The 16217-nt window shown below is 41.4% G+C and carries 8 protein-coding genes; 6 read left to right on the top strand and 2 right to left on the bottom strand.

From position 1 onward, the window contains the following. Positions 1 to 34 precede the first annotated feature (34 nt). The gene (locus tag J0656_RS15850) at positions 35 to 937 is read left to right on the top strand and encodes a serine hydrolase (protein ID WP_207035643.1); all 903 of its coding nucleotides are present in this window, start codon (positions 35 to 37) and stop codon (positions 935 to 937) included. Positions 938 to 1025: 88 nt separating this feature from the next. Next, positions 1026 to 3761: an Npt1/Npt2 family nucleotide transporter gene (locus tag J0656_RS15845; RefSeq protein WP_207035641.1), complete on the top strand. Its 2736-nt coding sequence runs from the start codon at positions 1026 to 1028 to the stop codon at positions 3759 to 3761. Here the strand turns inward: J0656_RS15845 and J0656_RS15840 are convergent. Both J0656_RS15840 and J0656_RS15835 read right to left on the bottom strand, forming a co-directional pair. Beyond that, the gene (locus J0656_RS15840) at positions 3748 to 5010 is read right to left on the bottom strand and encodes a serine hydrolase (protein ID WP_207035640.1); all 1263 of its coding nucleotides are present in this window, start codon (positions 5008 to 5010) and stop codon (positions 3748 to 3750) included. The genes J0656_RS15845 and J0656_RS15840 overlap by 14 nt on opposite strands. After that, complete coding sequence (locus J0656_RS15835) at positions 5011 to 7920, bottom strand: PEP/pyruvate-binding domain-containing protein (RefSeq protein WP_207035638.1); 2910 nt, start codon at positions 7918 to 7920, stop codon at positions 5011 to 5013. It lies immediately after the preceding gene. Positions 7921 to 8293: 373 nt separating this feature from the next. On the opposite strand from J0656_RS15835, the gene J0656_RS15830 reads away from it, so the two are divergent. From J0656_RS15830 to J0656_RS15815, 4 genes are all read left to right on the top strand, one after another. Continuing rightward, positions 8294 to 9916 carry an RluA family pseudouridine synthase gene (locus J0656_RS15830; protein WP_207035635.1) on the top strand — a complete coding sequence of 541 codons (1623 nt, stop codon included), beginning with the start codon at positions 8294 to 8296 and terminating at the stop codon, positions 9914 to 9916. A 496-nt stretch (positions 9917 to 10412) separates the two neighbouring features. Beyond that, a complete protein-coding gene (locus J0656_RS15825; RefSeq protein WP_207035634.1) occupies positions 10413 to 14927 on the top strand; it encodes a two-component regulator propeller domain-containing protein in 4515 nt (1504 codons plus the stop codon). 128 nt (positions 14928 to 15055) lie between these two features. Beyond that, positions 15056 to 15202 carry a hypothetical protein gene (locus J0656_RS15820; RefSeq protein WP_199912659.1) on the top strand — a complete coding sequence of 49 codons (147 nt, stop codon included), beginning with the start codon at positions 15056 to 15058 and terminating at the stop codon, positions 15200 to 15202. A 68-nt stretch (positions 15203 to 15270) separates the two neighbouring features. Continuing rightward, positions 15271 to 16203 carry a DUF4412 domain-containing protein gene (locus J0656_RS15815; RefSeq protein ID WP_207035631.1) on the top strand — a complete coding sequence of 311 codons (933 nt, stop codon included), beginning with the start codon at positions 15271 to 15273 and terminating at the stop codon, positions 16201 to 16203. Positions 16204 to 16217 lie beyond the last annotated feature (14 nt).

Raw genomic sequence — 16217 nt, 5'->3', positions numbered from 1 at the left:
TAATTTTGACTAATTTTTAAAATATGCGTTTTAAATGAAAATCACCTATTTCGCATTTTTATTTTTTACCGTTTGTCTTTCCATCTTTGGTCAGCAGACTCTCCCAATAAAAGTTGGGAGCGAAAAAGTAAAACCATTGACCAAGTTAATCGATACTTCATTACAGGCCAATCTGGAAGATGAGATATTGGGCAATGAGGCATGGGCCAGCTTGATAGGTCAAAAAAAGATGGCAATTGGTATCGTTGATCTGAGCAACCCCGAGCATGTTAGATTTGCAAGAATCAATGGCAACCATATGATGTATGCCGCAAGTCTGCCAAAGATTGCCATTTTACTTGCTGCGATGGATGCAATAGAAAAGGGCGAGCTTATTGAAACTTCTGAGATCAAAAAGGACATGAGATTAATGATCAGCAAATCGGATAATGCTGCATCTACTAGGATGATAGACCGTTTGGGGTATGCCAAGATAGAATCAGTAATGACCGATCCAACGTATGCTTTCTATGATGAGGGCAACGGAGGCGGGCTCTGGGTAGGCAAAAGATATGGCGGAGGCGGCAATACCAACAGGGAACCTTTAAAACAACTTAGCCATGCCGCATCCGTGACACAGGTGTGCCGCTTTTATTACTTACTTGCCAATGGTAAGCTGGTAAATGAAAAACGCTCCAAACAAATGCTAAACATCATGGAGAATCCGGAGCTTCACCACAAATTCGTGAACACCTTGGAGATCATTGCACCCTCTGCACGTCTTTTTAGAAAATCCGGCTCTTGGAAAACCTATCATTCCGATTCCATTCTGGTATGGGGCAAAGAGTCCAATCGAAGATACATCTTGGTAGCACTGATCGATGACCCTAATGGCGAACAGATTATTCGAAATTTGGTAAAGCCCATCGAAAAAGTATTGAAAAAACCCGAAATTTAATCATTGGAAAGTTACATGGCCAATGATATTTGAGCTAACAAATAAATTTTTTGACATACGAAAGGGAGAGTTTAAAATCTCCCTTTTTATGTTTTGCTACATCTTTTTGATCATTTCCGTGCTACTGATCATAAAGCCGACAATCAATGCACTTTTTCTTTCAGAACTTGGTGCGGAAAAATTATCCGTAGCTTACGTCTTGGTTGCCTTTACTGCAGTCCTAAGTTCCTTTTTCTACACAAGGGTACTTGCCAAATTTGAACTGAACCATATCATAAGAACCACATTGCTCTCATCAATTGTAGTACTTGTGGCATTGGCCGTACTTTTAAGACTAGGATTGATCAACCCCTATTTACTGTTCTTTTTTTATATCTGGTCTGCCATTTATGCTGTGCTGTCAGCTTCACAATTTTGGGTGTTGGCCAATCTGGTCTATAACGTCAGGGACGCCAAAAGGCTTTTCGGATTTATAGGTTCTGGAGCCATATTGGGCGGTATATTTGGAGGCTACATTACCTCCATTTTGGCACCTTTCGTCGGGAACGATGCCATGATCTTTATCGCCGCGATCATGCTTATGGGTTGTTTTCCCGTTTTACGGGTAATCTGGAAACTTCGGGTGAACAAACTGGATGATTTCAAAAAAAAGAAGCGAATCTCCATCACAGATGGCCATCCGTACAAACTGATCAAAAAATCACGCCACCTGACCTATATGGCACTCACAGTAGCTGTAGGCGTGTTGGTAGCCAAGTTAGTGGACTATCAATTTAGCGATTTTGCTGCAAAATCTTTTGATGATCCCGAGGAACTCACCTCATTTTTGGCATTTTGGTTTTCCACATTCAACCTGTTGTCCTTGGGAATCCAATTATTTGTTACCCATCGTGTTGTTGGTATTTGGGGCGTTGGATTTTCGCTGTTGCTCCTGCCCTTGGGCATCCTTTTCGGCTCCATCTTTTTTTTGATATTGCCCGAACTGTCCGCAATCGTGGTCATCAAGGCCATGGACGGCATCTTAAAACAATCGATAAACAAAAGTGCGTCCGAATTATTGGTTCTCCCTTTACCGTTCGAGCTGAAAAACCGTACCAAATCTTTCATTGATGTTGTAGTGGATAGTATTGCCACCGGCGTAGCAGGCCTATTGCTCATATTTTTTGTTAGCGCACTAGACCTTGGAACTACGAGCATTACCTTATTGATCATAGTTTTGGTGATGATTTGGATTTTCTTCATTGGTATTCTACGGCAGGAATATTACACCACTTTCAAAAAGAACCTGGAGAATGTTTCTCCAAGCTCCACCAATCCTTCCAATACAAAGGCGAAGCCCATTTCCGCTGTTGAAGGAATGAAAAACGTTTTTTACAGTGGCACCGACGAACAGATTCTTTTTATGCTCAACAAATTGATGGAAATCAATGATAGAAGGTTTACGGATGATGTACTGAGATTACTTGATCATCCTTCCCTGAAGATAAAAGCTGCCGCCATGCGGAACCTCTATTTTTTGAACAGCTCCAGCATGATAACCAATATCAACGAACTATTACAGCATAATGATGAAGAACTGACCTTGGCCACCTTTGAATACTTATTGCTGCACGCCGAACAAAATGAAGAATACATCTTCGACGAATTTCTGGAAGCAGATAGTCAATTGATCAAAGATACCGCACTGTATTGTTTGGCCTTGGAAAGTACGGGGAACCAAACCCTAAAAACAAAATATGACCTTCCGGGCAGATTGGAAAGACGATTATCACAAAACGACACCGCAATTAACCCACTCGTATTAAAGGCCATTGGCGCTTCGGGTTACCCTCAATTCTACCCAGCAATAACAGAACATCTCGATAGTGTGGACAATCATTTAAGGGAAGCAGCGATTAGGGCGGCCGGATTGAGCATGCGGCCATTGTTCATCAACAAATTACTGCAATTGCTCACCCATAAGAACATGCGTCCGTTTGCCATAGAGGCCCTGCACAACTACGGACCGGGAATCCTTCCTATCTTGGTTTCTAATGTAAAAAACAGGACAGTAAGCCTCGATGTTTGCAGACTGGTACCTTCGGTCATAAAAACCTTTATGTCCAAAGATGCGGTACATTCATTGTTCCAACTTTTTGATGATGTGGACCTCAGTGTGCGACTGGCTGTGGTACGGTCATTGAGCGATATCAGAAAAGAGCGCCCCACGCTCCGTTTTAACCGATTCAAGATAGTTGCCAAAATCTTTGAAGAATGCACACTGTACCACCAAACACTTTCAGCGATGCATACCCAGATCATTATTTCATATAGAAACCGTAAAAAATCCGGTGGACAAATTAATGTTGAAGAAAGGAATGCACGAGCATCATTATTGGAGCTATTGGAACGTAGGCTGGATGCTGGACTGGAACGGATTTTTAAACTACTAGGGCTTAAATATGTACAGGAAGATGTTCATAATGCCTATTTGGGCTTGTTGAGTCCCAAGGAAGAATCTCGTATCAAGGCCATTGAGTTTCTGGACAACCTACTCACAGGAAACCTTAAACAAAAATTACTGCCCATAATAGAGGAAGCAACGATGGATTTTTCATCAGAAGAGGCAATACAAAAGATCAAACATGCCATACCTAGTGAAATCGAATGTTTTGAGCAACTGTTGCAGGTGCCCGACATAAAGTTAAAATTGGCGGTAATCTATCTGATAGGCAAACAGCGAGACAAACGTTTTAAGGAGTTATTGGAACGCTATGTAACAGATGATAATCCTAAAATCAAGGATTTTGCACAAAATGCACTCAAGGAAATCAACCTTTCCTAACAATCTTGTCAATCGCCGAAGCCAGATACATATGGTCGGATGCCGAATTTTTTCGAAGCACGTTGGTCATGAGGACCACCATATATCTGCAGTTATCGGGATGTTCCACTATGATAACCGAATTCATAAAGTTCTGTACATTTCCCATGTATTTTCCGCATTCCTCGCCCTTGCTCCTATCGCATTTGTACAAGCTACCAGATTTAAAATAAACCGCTGCTTCCTTTAGTACTGGCGATTGGGCATAGCGTATACGTCTATCCGTCATGTACATTAACCTTTTCATTTCGAGGCTACTTTCCTCATTTACCACTTTTCCTTGTTCGAGTTGGACCAAAAACTTCATCAAACCATAAGGAGTGCCGATACTTCCGCCTTTATCTCCTACGTAGGTATTGGCACCTGATGTAAAAAAGCTGCCCAATCGCCATTCATCAGCCGTTATACCCAAATCACGCAAAGGAAGGTTCACCACATCATTGGCCAGGTCGGTCAAATCTTTTTTGGGGGTCTCCTTAAAATAGGCCATTGCCTCCTCTTCGGTAAGCTCTGGGTATTTTTCGCCAAAGGCTGCCATTAGCAATGCCTCACGCCATACGATACTGGCAGCACCATTGTTGCTAACCGAAAGCATGTGGTCCGCCCATTCATATAGACTAAATACATCACTTGCAACCACTTGCCGTTTTACCAATGTATTTTTTTCCACATTAAAAATGGGAACGGTATGTTCATCCCTTAGTCCCCAGACCCCTGCTTTTACCTCTTTGTTTTTTAATAACTGAGTCCGTAGTTCAAAAGAATCAGGGTAGATTTTGGCCAATTGCTCAAAAAGCGCGGTAAGCACGGCCAACTTGCCCACACTTCCCGGCTGATACCCCAAGGATTTGTTTCGTTCGGCATAGCGGACACTATCAGGATCGGAAATATCCATAATGGTCAATGAGTAACTTTTGTCGAGACCTCGGAACAGGGCGCCGATATCCTTTTGAAACGGTTCGTCAACCACAAAAAAACTACCAGTGCTATCTTCTTTTTTGGACAAAAGGTTGAGTTTGATTTCTTCCCAAGATTTCATGGCTCCCGCGGGCAATGGTGTGGATTCTTTCAACTCCCCATTTTTGATCATTTCAAGTCTTTTGAGACGTTTGATCCCCGTACGCTCGTATCCATCGATAGGATATTCCACAAATTCGCTGAATCCGAGTCCCATCAATCCTAAAAACACTATGATAACTATCTTTTTCATCTACAATTTTTTAGAAAGTGAAATACGCTTTTCCAAATCGATCTTTGGTGTGATGGATTCCAGATATGAAGAACCTAGGGCCCTTTTGTTCTCCACGAACGGGCGAATTTGGAACAGCCATAATTTGTTGTCCTTAAAACCAAGTTCCACATCAAAAGCTCCTTGGTAATCCGAGTTGGTTTCTTTGGGAACACGCTCTCGAATTGTACGCGCTAGATCACGTATTTCGCTGATGTTCCTTTCCTTGAGCACACGATCTTGAAAAGTTGCGATTTTCTTTTCGGTACCGCCTGTTTCGGGCAGAACATTATAAAAACGTTCCCTGGCTGGAGCCAACAAGGTATAGCCTCCGCTATCCTTGATCAGGTATTGCTCCGCAGCCTGACCGTCCACAGCGCCCCCAGCTCCCCTGCTGAATGCCACAGTAAGATCTTTGTCCGTTCCGGAACTTATTCCCTTGGTGATCAAAACTCCTGAGTAGTCCACGTCAACGCTTGGGATAACCAAAATTGATGGATATACATTTTCGGGATTCAAAAGATATTTTTGGCGCCATTTAAAACTTCTTTCCGTGTAAGGGGATGCCCATACATCCTTGATACCCTCCAAAATTTTGGTTCTATCTACCGAATTGAAAATAGTAAGGTTTAGGCCCGCTCCCGTGAACTCCTTAAGATCTTCCATGTTGGTATCGCTGCGCAGAAACACAGGAACATTTCCCAAGTCTCCGCCCAAAACCTCTTTGAACCCATTCTCCAATTGATCTACAAAACTGTCGAGCAACTCCATCTTTTTAATGGCCGCCCGTAATATTTCCAATTGTCTTAGCTGATAATTTTCAACCTCATTTTCGGTAATACCAGAATCCAACATTCGATTTGCCTCTTGGAACATATTTGTCAAAAATTGCCAGTATGAACCTTCTTGGTCAGGCATTGGTTGGTCCATATGGGTCCTGAAAATCCCGAATGGAATCACCAATCCCTCAACGACCTTATCGGGAAACATTTTTTTGAGCTGGCCAAGGTTGGCCGCTTTGGGCCCGCACAGTTTGCCGGAGTCATCCGCATCTACGCTTCGCATGTTGAGTACATTGTTCTCGTCCAATCGAATTTGTCCGACGGGTACCTCTATCCGCTCCTCCCTTCTTTCCTTGACGGTAAAAAGTGCCAGTTCCTCTTGCGACATTTGGTTCTCGGGCTTAAGAATTACATTTCCTTTATTAGATACGGCGTAGAAAACCCTTGTGCCATCATATTTTTTTAAGGCTTGCAAATTCCCATCGGAAAGGGCGGCATTGGGAATTCCAAGATTTCGTGCCAACAACTGTACGTGCGACACCATATTGCCCTCAGCTACCGTTGCTATGCCCGCCACCGGTTTTAGGTCCGAAGGCGGCCGTTGGAATACATAGATCTTATCCGACGAAACCTCAATATCATCCGAACTGCCCCCCACTACTACAAGTTCACCAAAAGCATACCCAGGGTTGAGACCTCGAATGGTACTTTGGTTCTGTACATCCATCACTTTGTTAGCCAATTGCGATTCCATGGAGATCATATTGCCCAATTCGCCAACGCTCTGCCCCAAATGGAGCGACACCGAGCCACGGATCTTGTCATCTATAAATCCTGCTGCGAGGGGTTCAAAGGCCACATATTGCTTTACTATAGCATCATAATTTGCCTTTGTCATCGCGGCGCTCCATTCCACTGCGGCCCTTGCCCTGTTCAACACCTCGGTTAATTCACCAAGTGATTGTTCCGGCACATCATAGTTTGTGAGCCCGGAAGCCAATTGGCTCCACTCCCATTGTTCGAGATAGCCCGATCCAGTAACGGCCATACCCAGATAACAGATTTTATGCAGTAGGTCTTTCAAGTTTTGCGGTTGGTACTCCGGTGAACTCTTAAATACAATCTCTTCCAATTTCAATGATACATCAAGCAACTGAAGCCTTGCCATGGGTCTTTCTTCTTCCAAGAGCCCTTCCCGTATATCGTATAAGAGCTGAGAAGCCTGTTCAACCAATAGTTTTGGTGAATTCAATTCTGAGGAACTTGCGGCAAAACCACTTATTGAATTACCAAGCGGAGTTCCCTTCGTCAACGGAGCCATTTGTGCCAGGGCCGAAATATCAACAGGTTTATGGAACTCTTTCATGGTTGTCACCAAGGCATCTATCTTTTGTGCAATATCCGCAGGTAACTTTGAACTATGCGTTTGTTTAAACTTGATCACTTTCTGGATATCCGATTCTTCCGGCTGACTGTGAATCTTTGTCCGCAGGTCCATAAAAGGCAGATATAAGTCTGATATCACTTTGGATTCGCTCCTCATCTTTTGCGCAACATTGTCATCCCCATTATGTGGAATATCCTTTAGCGATTGACGAACCAAAAAGTACTCGTTCCTTAAAATTTCATCCTTGGCCAAGAGCCATTTATAAAATTCAATCCCCCAAGCTTGCTCATCTTCGGATTGTATGGCGCCACGGTAAAACTGACCTTTTTGATTGATCCAACCGTTGTCCACACTCCTTAAATATTTATCAAGTTGGTACTGTTTGAGCCTGGAATGGTCGTTCTCGACGTCCCAAAGGGATTCCATATCAGTGTACGCCAAGATTTGTCCCAAAAAGATATGGTTCGATTTTCCCAGGGCCACTACCTCATCCTTATATCGGGCATGCTGGACTCCTGGACCAATGTTATCGGGGCAAGGGTCTTTGGGTGGACGGATGCTTCCATCAGTACAGAACCATCGAATGTCCTTGTAAGGTCCCCGAATATCATTTTTATACTTGTTGACAAGCACAGTGATTTCCTTTGGTTCCAATTTTTGAGCTTGGAGCACACATGGCAAGGTGAGCAAAAAATAAAATATACTACAGATAAAACGTTTCATAGCAAACACGTTTAACAATGCTTTTCAACAGTAAAGCAACTTTTGGAGCATTGTCTATTGTAGTAAATATATTCAAATAACATCAGAATTTGTTATTTGCCCATTTCAATCTTGCACTATGGGATAAATGAACAAGCGCCAATATTTTTTCATTAATTTTTACTGAACCATGAGAATGATAGGATTACATTTGAAGAGAACCAACAATCCTGTCAAAAGTGAACCTTTACTTTTAAATCCTTCAATAGTTGAATCTACAGAAGAACTGTAAATTTGTAGGGTTAATCAAGTTTTGAATGGACTGCCAATCAAACTTAGAACATAAAAAATATTGGCAACTAGCTTACCTTTAGAGGAATACAAAGTAGTTTATTTGAAAACGAATGGGCAGGACAAAATACCTGAGTCATTTGAATATCCTCATTTTTATACGCCCATTCCCATAGCCAAGAAAGCGGCGAAAGACCTGCAAAATAGATTGCAACAGAATTTGCCAGAATTGATGAATCAACCCACAGGACGTATGTTAGGGGTCCTTGTGGTACAAACCAAGAACGGTGGCCTTGGATATCTAAGTGCATATTCTGGCGAGCTTCAACCCGAGCTGGAAAAATTACCATTTGTACCTCCTGTTCACCAATTACCAAAAGGAGAAGATTTTCCAGAGATGGCCAGCATCAATGCAATTAGCAAAGAAGTTAAAGCGCTGGAAGAAAGTGATGTGTTTATCACTGCCAAGCAACGCCTAAAAAAGACAACAAAAGAGACTAAAGAAAATATACTTGCTGCCAAGAAAGCGGCAAAAAAAAGCAAATTGGAACGCGACAGACTCAGAAAAGAGTCTATTCATCTACCTGATAAAGAGCGCCAGGAACTCTTGGACGATTTGGCAAAGCAAGGCACCAATGCCGGGATGGACCTGAGACGTTTTACACGTTCCGAGAACTTGCGGTTAGAAAAAGCTATTGGTGCATACAGGAAGTTGGAAGAACGAATTGAAGCACTCAAAATGCTACGTAAAACCAAGTCCAATCAGCTACAGGATGCTATTTTTGAATCGTTTATTTTTTTGAACGGTGAGGGAGAAGGCAAATCCGTTAAAACGGTATTTACCGATTTTGGGGTGGATGTACCACCTGCAGGTGCAGGAGAGTGTGCTGCTCCAAAACTGTTTCAATATGCATTCAAGCAAGGGTTGAAACCTGTGGCTCTAGCTGAGTTCTGGTGGGGACCGTCTCCCGATTCGGAAATAAGGGAACATGGTAAGTTTTACCCGGCATGTAAAGGCAAGTGCCAGCCTATTCTGGCACATATGCTCAATGGAATCCCTGTAAAACCAAATCCCTTGTTGGAAAATTTTGGAGCAGGAAAGAAACTGGAAGTGCTGTTTGAAGATGAACATTTGGTTGTCGTAAATAAACCTACCGGCATGTTGTCCGTGCCAGGCAGGCACATAAAAGATTCTGTAAAATCCCGTATTCTGGAACAGTATCCGAAAGCTTCCGGCCCCATAATTGTACATCGGCTGGATCAGGATACCTCTGGAACAATGATTGTTACCCTTTCCAAAAAAGCGAACAAGCTGCTGCAACAACAATTCTTGGAGCGTACGATTCGCAAAACCTATTTTGCGGTTCTAGAGAAACCAATTGAAGAAAACACCGGGGAGATAGCGCTTCCTCTTATCTTGGATATCAATAACAGGCCCATGCAAATGGTAGATTATAAACACGGTAAACCTGCTTTGACACACTATGAGGTCATAAAAAAAACAGCCCATCAAACCTTAATCAAATTAAGTCCTATAACGGGACGTTCACATCAATTGCGGGTACATTGCGCCCATAAATTGGGACTTCATGCACCAATTGTTGGAGATAATCTATATGGTACGCCTTCAAAACGACTTTGTTTGCATGCACAACAGGTAGAATTTGTTCATCCCATTAACAATGAGCGGATAAAAATCAAGATAGAAATGCCTTTTGTTATTTAAAAATTGTGGGGTAAATCACCCATTAAGAAAATATTGGTTAATTCATTTTGATGGATTGTAGAAAAGTAGCTCCGGCAAGAATCGAACTTTTTTCCCGGACCCCAGTTTTACTGGGGTTTTCACGTTTTGATTTCAAAATGTTGACGATTTGTGAACTTTTGTGATTGATTCGTCTTTCATCATTTCAAATATACCTAAACAATTACAAAATTGTCAATTAAGTAAAACTGATTAATATGATATGCATGTTGAAAATAAGATAATACAGTCCTAAAAATATACTTGGGATTGTTTAACCATTGAGATGATTCTATTCTACTACACCCCGTGATTAGTAGATAATGCCTTATAAAAATTAAATTATCTACGCGTTTACAATATGAATAGGCCACTTACCTACTCTAGATTCATCAAAGCGAACATGTTAGGCCAAAATCGGGCTCTAGGTTTAAGAAAAAAGGTATATTGTAAAAACAAACCTCAACCATTAAAGACATTGCAAAAAAAAAGTAGCCATAACGGCCTTGTCTTTTTATACCCGTGCACCATACTGGTCTTATTATTGTGCCTTGGCAAGTCTACATTTAGTCAAGCTCAAGGTCCACCCGAGGCCCACAATCGATTTTCATTCAATAACCTTACAGTAAATGACGGCCTTTCCCAGAACAGTGTAGTGGGCATCGCTCAAGACACCACCGGATATCTTTGGTTTGCCACACAGGATGGGTTGAACAAATACGATGGAAGGGAATTTAACATCTATAAAGAACAGTTTGAAGATGTTACCAGACCCACTTACAGTAAACTTGGCAAGGTGTTCATTGACTCCGATAACACCTTATGGGTCATCACCAATCCCGGGACCTTAAAATTCTATGATAGAAAAAAGGAAGAGTTTCAAAAAATAAAATCCATAGATAGTGCCAGTGTTGTGTACGAAGATTCGCGAAGGAACATCTATATTGGCACTTATAAAAAGGGGCTCTTTCAAATCAAAGCCAATAAGAAGGATACTATCCAAGTGCTTGGAGGTCAAAATAAGTCACTGGAGATATACGATTTAATCGATTGGGGTGACCATCTTTGGATAGCCGCCTCGGGAGGAGTCTATAAGCTGAACAATGATAAACAGGCCTTGGATACCATCTACCGATCATCTGGGACAAACTTTAGTGCTTTTACCACAAATGGAGAAAATATTTATGTGGGCTCTTATCAAAAAGGACTATTTATAAAGTCGGCCTCGTCAGAAACCTTTGCTCAATTCAAGGGGTTTGGAAATGAAAAATTCCCAACGGATCTGGTCATACAAGACCTTTTATTGGACAAATATGGCCGATTATGGGTTGCAACGTACGGACAAGGTTTGTACATCATTGATTTCTCCACCAAGAGCTTTAGGCATTTTTTGGCCGATAGAAACAATCCCGATGCCATTCATTATGATGACATTTTATTTCTATTCGAGGATTTCACAGGAACTATTTGGCTAGGTACGGATGGTGCGGGGGTCAGCTATTATGATGAGTACTTGGCCAAGTTCAATATTCTCACCAACAAAAATGTGCCCAAAGAGGCCCATGTGGATGTCATAAGGGCCATTGCCAAGGAAGGCCGAAGCCTTTGGCTGGGAACCTCGGGCAAAGGGTTGACCAAAATTAATTTGGATACCCAACAGGCCTTCACCATCAAAATCGGGGAATCCAATTTAATCGGGGACAGGATCATGTCCCTGTATCACGATGGCAATACCTTATGGATCGGACATCAAGAACATGGTCTCCAGAAAATGCGGGGCAACAATCAAATTGAAACCATTGAAGAATTACGAAATCATACGATTTGGAAGATTTATAAGGCGCCCAACAACAATCTATGGCTGTGTACAAGAAACAGGGGGCTTATCTTATTCGATGAGAAAAATGGTATTGTAGCCCAATTCAATTCGGAAAACTCCAATTTGACCACGGACAATATTAGAACCATTGAACATTTCAAAGACAATATTTTTTGGGTGGGGACTGAACAAAGTGGCCTCTTTTCCCTTAACATGGATACCCGAAGGGTAGTAAAAATTGACTCAATTGCCGATGATATAAAATCCTTGCTTCATAAAAATGATAGACTTTGGATAGGTACAAACGGAAATGGACTGAAGTCCTATGAACCATCCACAGGAGAAATTCTACATTTTACGGTTAAAACTGGATTGCCGAACAATGTTGTCTATGGCATCCTACCGGACGAACAAGGGAACCTTTGGTTGAGCTCCAATCAAGGTATTTCCAGGTTTTCATATCATAATGGGAAACATTCCGTGGAAAATTATGGAAACTACGATGGTCTACAATCTTATGAATTCAATACTGGGGCCTATTTCAAAGATGAAGATGGAACGCTTTACTTTGGTGGTTTGGAAGGTCTCAATTGGTTTCGGCCGGAACAATTGCAGACCAATCCCTTCAAACCCAAAACCGTAATCACCAATATAAAGGTTTTTAACGATACCCGGAATCTTTCAGAAAACGTTCCTTTAAAGCATACACAGAACACCATTACATTCGCGTTCTCATCCTTGCAATTCTCTCAACCCAGCTTAAATCAATATAAATACAGATTAATAGGCAATGATGAAAATTGGATCAATGCAGGCAACAACAATACGGCCCGATATACAAATTTGTCTCCCGGCGAGTATACCTTTCAGGTACTCTCCAGTAATTATGATGGTATTTGGGGCGATGTTCCGGCTACCTACAATTTTGAAATAGAACAGCCTTGGCATTTTACAAATATGGCCATTGCCGTGTTTACCACTTTTATATTCCAAGGCTGTTTTATTGCCATTGGCATTTTTATGCTACTGCTTTACTTTAGGCTAAGGAAGCGGGATTATCTATTGTACGGTGTTTATATTTTGATATTTGCTACCTATTTCTTTTTAAGAATAGACCTTGAACTGGAATTACAGCTTTTTTTTAAGAATTATGACACTTCCTATTATTTTTTAGCCCCACTGGTGTTTTTACTATCAGGGGTTTTCATTGCTTTTGTTGACTCGTTTGCAGAAATCCGGGACCATCATCCCAAATTTTCAAGGGAACTCAAATGGTTTTCCATCGCCACTTATTTGGCTGGGGTTACCATATTCTTTTATGTCCTTCTCACTAAAGATTTTTTACTGGTGAAAAGGCATTTGAACCTGCTTTTATTACCCTTACATTTATATGGCATCTATGCAGTGATCAGGGCCTTCATAGTGGTAAAGTCACCTTTACGTTATTATATTCTTCTCGGAAATTTTTTCCTGATCGGGTTTAGCATGGTGGGATTGAACTTAGGCAATCAGCATTCATTTTCAGGGGGGGTGGAATCCAATAATGTCTTTGGTTTTTACAGCTTTAATATTACGCAATTGGGAGTTTTTATAGAACTCCTCATATTCTCTTTGGGTCTCGGACACAAGTTTTACCTTGTGGAGATTGAAAAAAACAAGTTTCAAAAACTTGATGAATTAAAAACCAAACTCTACACAGATATTTCCCACGAAATACGCACCCCACTCACCCTTATTTCGGGACCAATAGAGCATCAATTGGATAGAGCAGGACTTTCCAATGACGATAAAAAGGAACTATCCCTTATCAAAAACAACACCCAAAGACTTTTGGGCCTTGTAAATCAAATGTTGGATTTATCCATGATTGATTCCGGTCAATTCAAGTCCAATCTTACCGAAGGCGACCTAAAAGGATTGTTGATTCAACTGATTGAAGCCTTTTCATATGTTGCTGCGGAAAAGAACATAGATATACAACACAACATTAAAAAACTGGGCAACGCATGGTTTGATGCAGACGTTGTGGAGAAAATTATTTCCAACCTATTATCAAATGCCATAAAGTACGCCCCTAAGAACAGTACCATAATCGTAACTGCCGAAGAAGAACAGCAAAATCTTGTGTTTTCCATTCTAAATTCCACCGATGGATTGAAAATAGAGGACCTAAGCAAGCTGTTTAAACGTTTTCATCAAAATAGTGAAAAATCCGAAGGTGTTGGCGTAGGACTGGCTCTTGTTCGGGAACTTGTATCTTTATCAAAGGGAAGCATTATCGCACACAATATTGGACAGGGCAAGATCCAGTTTACGCTTACCTTGCCAATAGGGCAACCCTTTAACAAAGCCCAAAACATTCCAACCCCTGCATCTTATGACAAATTGGTTCCTGAAAAACCTGTATTGGGTACATTTAAAAAGCCAACCTTGCTCATTGTGGAAGACGACAAGGATATCCTTTCCTATGTGGTTTCCATTTTTAAAAATGAATATGTCATTCTCAAGGCCCCAAACGGAAAGAAAGGTATAGAAGTGGCCCAAGAAAAACTTCCCGATTTGATCATAAGTGACATTATGATGCCTGTTTGTAGCGGGATTGAGCTTTGTCAGGCCATCAAGAAGAATGAGGCCACCAGCCATATCCCTATTATATTGCTCACCGCCAAAGCCGACCAAGAAAGTCAATTATCAGGCTTGGGAATGGGTGCCGATGCCTACGTAACCAAACCGTTCAGTCCCCAAATATTAAAAGTAAGGGTAGAAAAACTCTTGGAAAATCGAGTCCGTCTGCGAGAACATTACTCTAAAACATTTAAAGTTGACCCAGGGCTTGTTCCCACAAAAACGGAGCAAGAATTTTTACGACGGCTGCAGAGCATATTGGACAAACACATTACCTCCACAGAGTTTACAAGTGAGAAATTTGCCAAGCTCATGCTCATGAGCCGTTCCCAATTGCATAAAAAATTAGATGCGGTCACTGGAATGTCCACAACGGAGTTCGTGCGCACACAGCGCATCAATCTGGCCAAGGAACTACTTTGCCTTTCTGACGCTACTATCTCAGAAATTGCATACCAAGTTGGATTTAATACCCCTTCATATTTTAACAAGGTCTTCAAGGAAATTGTGGGTTGCACCCCTAACGAATATCTCTCCAAACAAGTATAAACAAGGTTTTTTCACAGTCGGAAACATATCTTCCATCATTGGAAACATATCTTCCATCCACTCTTTCCCCTCCAAGATACCTTTATCATAAGTTTCAACTAGCAGGTTTTACACCTCTTCCGAACATCATGAAAAAAGGTACGGGACACGATAAAATATATATGAGTATCGACCACTTAAAAAGCGGGAAATACCAGTTGAACATTTTATTAGAAAACAAGGTAGTCCAAACTTTGGAAATCAAAAAGGAAGAAACCAAGCGATTAAAAAAATAACGAGAAAGGCAAATACTCCCCCAACCCTTTTTCATTATCCAATTAAACATAAACAAAATACAATCGTCATGAAAAGAAAAGTAGTTATCATGCTTATGTGCTGCCTAGCCATAACATACTCCGCAGAAGCCCAATTTTTTAAAAAATTGAAGAAAAAAGCAGAGAATGCCGTTGAACGGACCATAATGAACCGTACGGATGAAGAAGTATCAAAAGGAACGGATAATGCCATCGATTCCATAACCAAAGGGGGTAAAGGAAAAAAGAACAAAAAGGACGCCCCGAAAAATATTGGGGAAACCGAAAAGAACATTGACTCCACAAAACAACAAAACAAGGCCAAAGAAGCTGCCATGCAAAAAAAGATGGCAGGTTTGTTCGGGGGTAGCGACCTAAAAGGGGTTCCTGAAGTTTATGAATTCTCGTATAAGGCCACAATGAAAATTTCCAGCCAAAAAGACGAGACCGAAATACAGTATTGGATGGAACCGGGCCAACCGTATTTTGGCAATTGGCACAAAGAGGGCACAATGAACAGCATTACTGTTATGGACATGGAAAACCAAGCCATGGTAATGTTCACTGACGATGGCAAACAAAAAATGGCCATGAAAATCCCAGCCGGGAAAAAAACCATAGAAAAACTCACCAAAAAGATGGAGGAAAAAAACAAACAGGCAGCAGAAGATATCAAAGTCGTCCCCATTGCGGGCAAGACCATTCTTGGCTACCATTGCGAAGGTTATCAAATTACAAGCAAAGATGGCATTTCAAAAGTGTGGGTCACCAATGAGACCCCTGTGGGATACTTGGGCGGCATAGCCAACACCGAAGGCCTGCCAAGCAGTGTATTGCCCATTGGCGAGAACACCATGTTCATGGAAATGCAGTTTGAATCGGCCAAGAAGAAAAAGGACAACTTTAGTATGGTATGCACCGAACTGAAAGAAGAAAGCATGTCAATTATAAAAGCGGAATACTCCACCATGGGTGGGTTTTAAAATCTAAAATTTAT

Origin of the sequence: Flagellimonas aurea (genome assembly GCF_017313785.1) — a bacterium.
GTDB classification, from domain to species: domain Bacteria; phylum Bacteroidota; class Bacteroidia; order Flavobacteriales; family Flavobacteriaceae; genus Flagellimonas; species Flagellimonas aurea.
This window is presented reverse-complemented; position numbering and strand designations above follow the sequence as displayed.

What these genes read in the sequence shown, in the direction of transcription:
- J0656_RS15835 (WP_207035638.1), bottom strand. Translation starts at nt 7,920, where the DNA reads ATGAAACGTTTTATCTGTAGTATATTTTATTTTTTGCTCACCTTGCCA.
- J0656_RS15845 (WP_207035641.1), top strand. Translation starts at nt 1,026, where the DNA reads ATGTTTTGCTACATCTTTTTGATCATTTCCGTGCTACTGATCATAAAG.
- J0656_RS15815 (WP_207035631.1), top strand. Translation starts at nt 15,271, where the DNA reads ATGAAAAGAAAAGTAGTTATCATGCTTATGTGCTGCCTAGCCATAACA.
- J0656_RS15820 (WP_199912659.1), top strand. Translation starts at nt 15,056, where the DNA reads ATGAAAAAAGGTACGGGACACGATAAAATATATATGAGTATCGACCAC.
- J0656_RS15840 (WP_207035640.1), bottom strand. Translation starts at nt 5,010, where the DNA reads ATGAAAAAGATAGTTATCATAGTGTTTTTAGGATTGATGGGACTCGGA.
- J0656_RS15850 (WP_207035643.1), top strand. Translation starts at nt 35, where the DNA reads ATGAAAATCACCTATTTCGCATTTTTATTTTTTACCGTTTGTCTTTCC.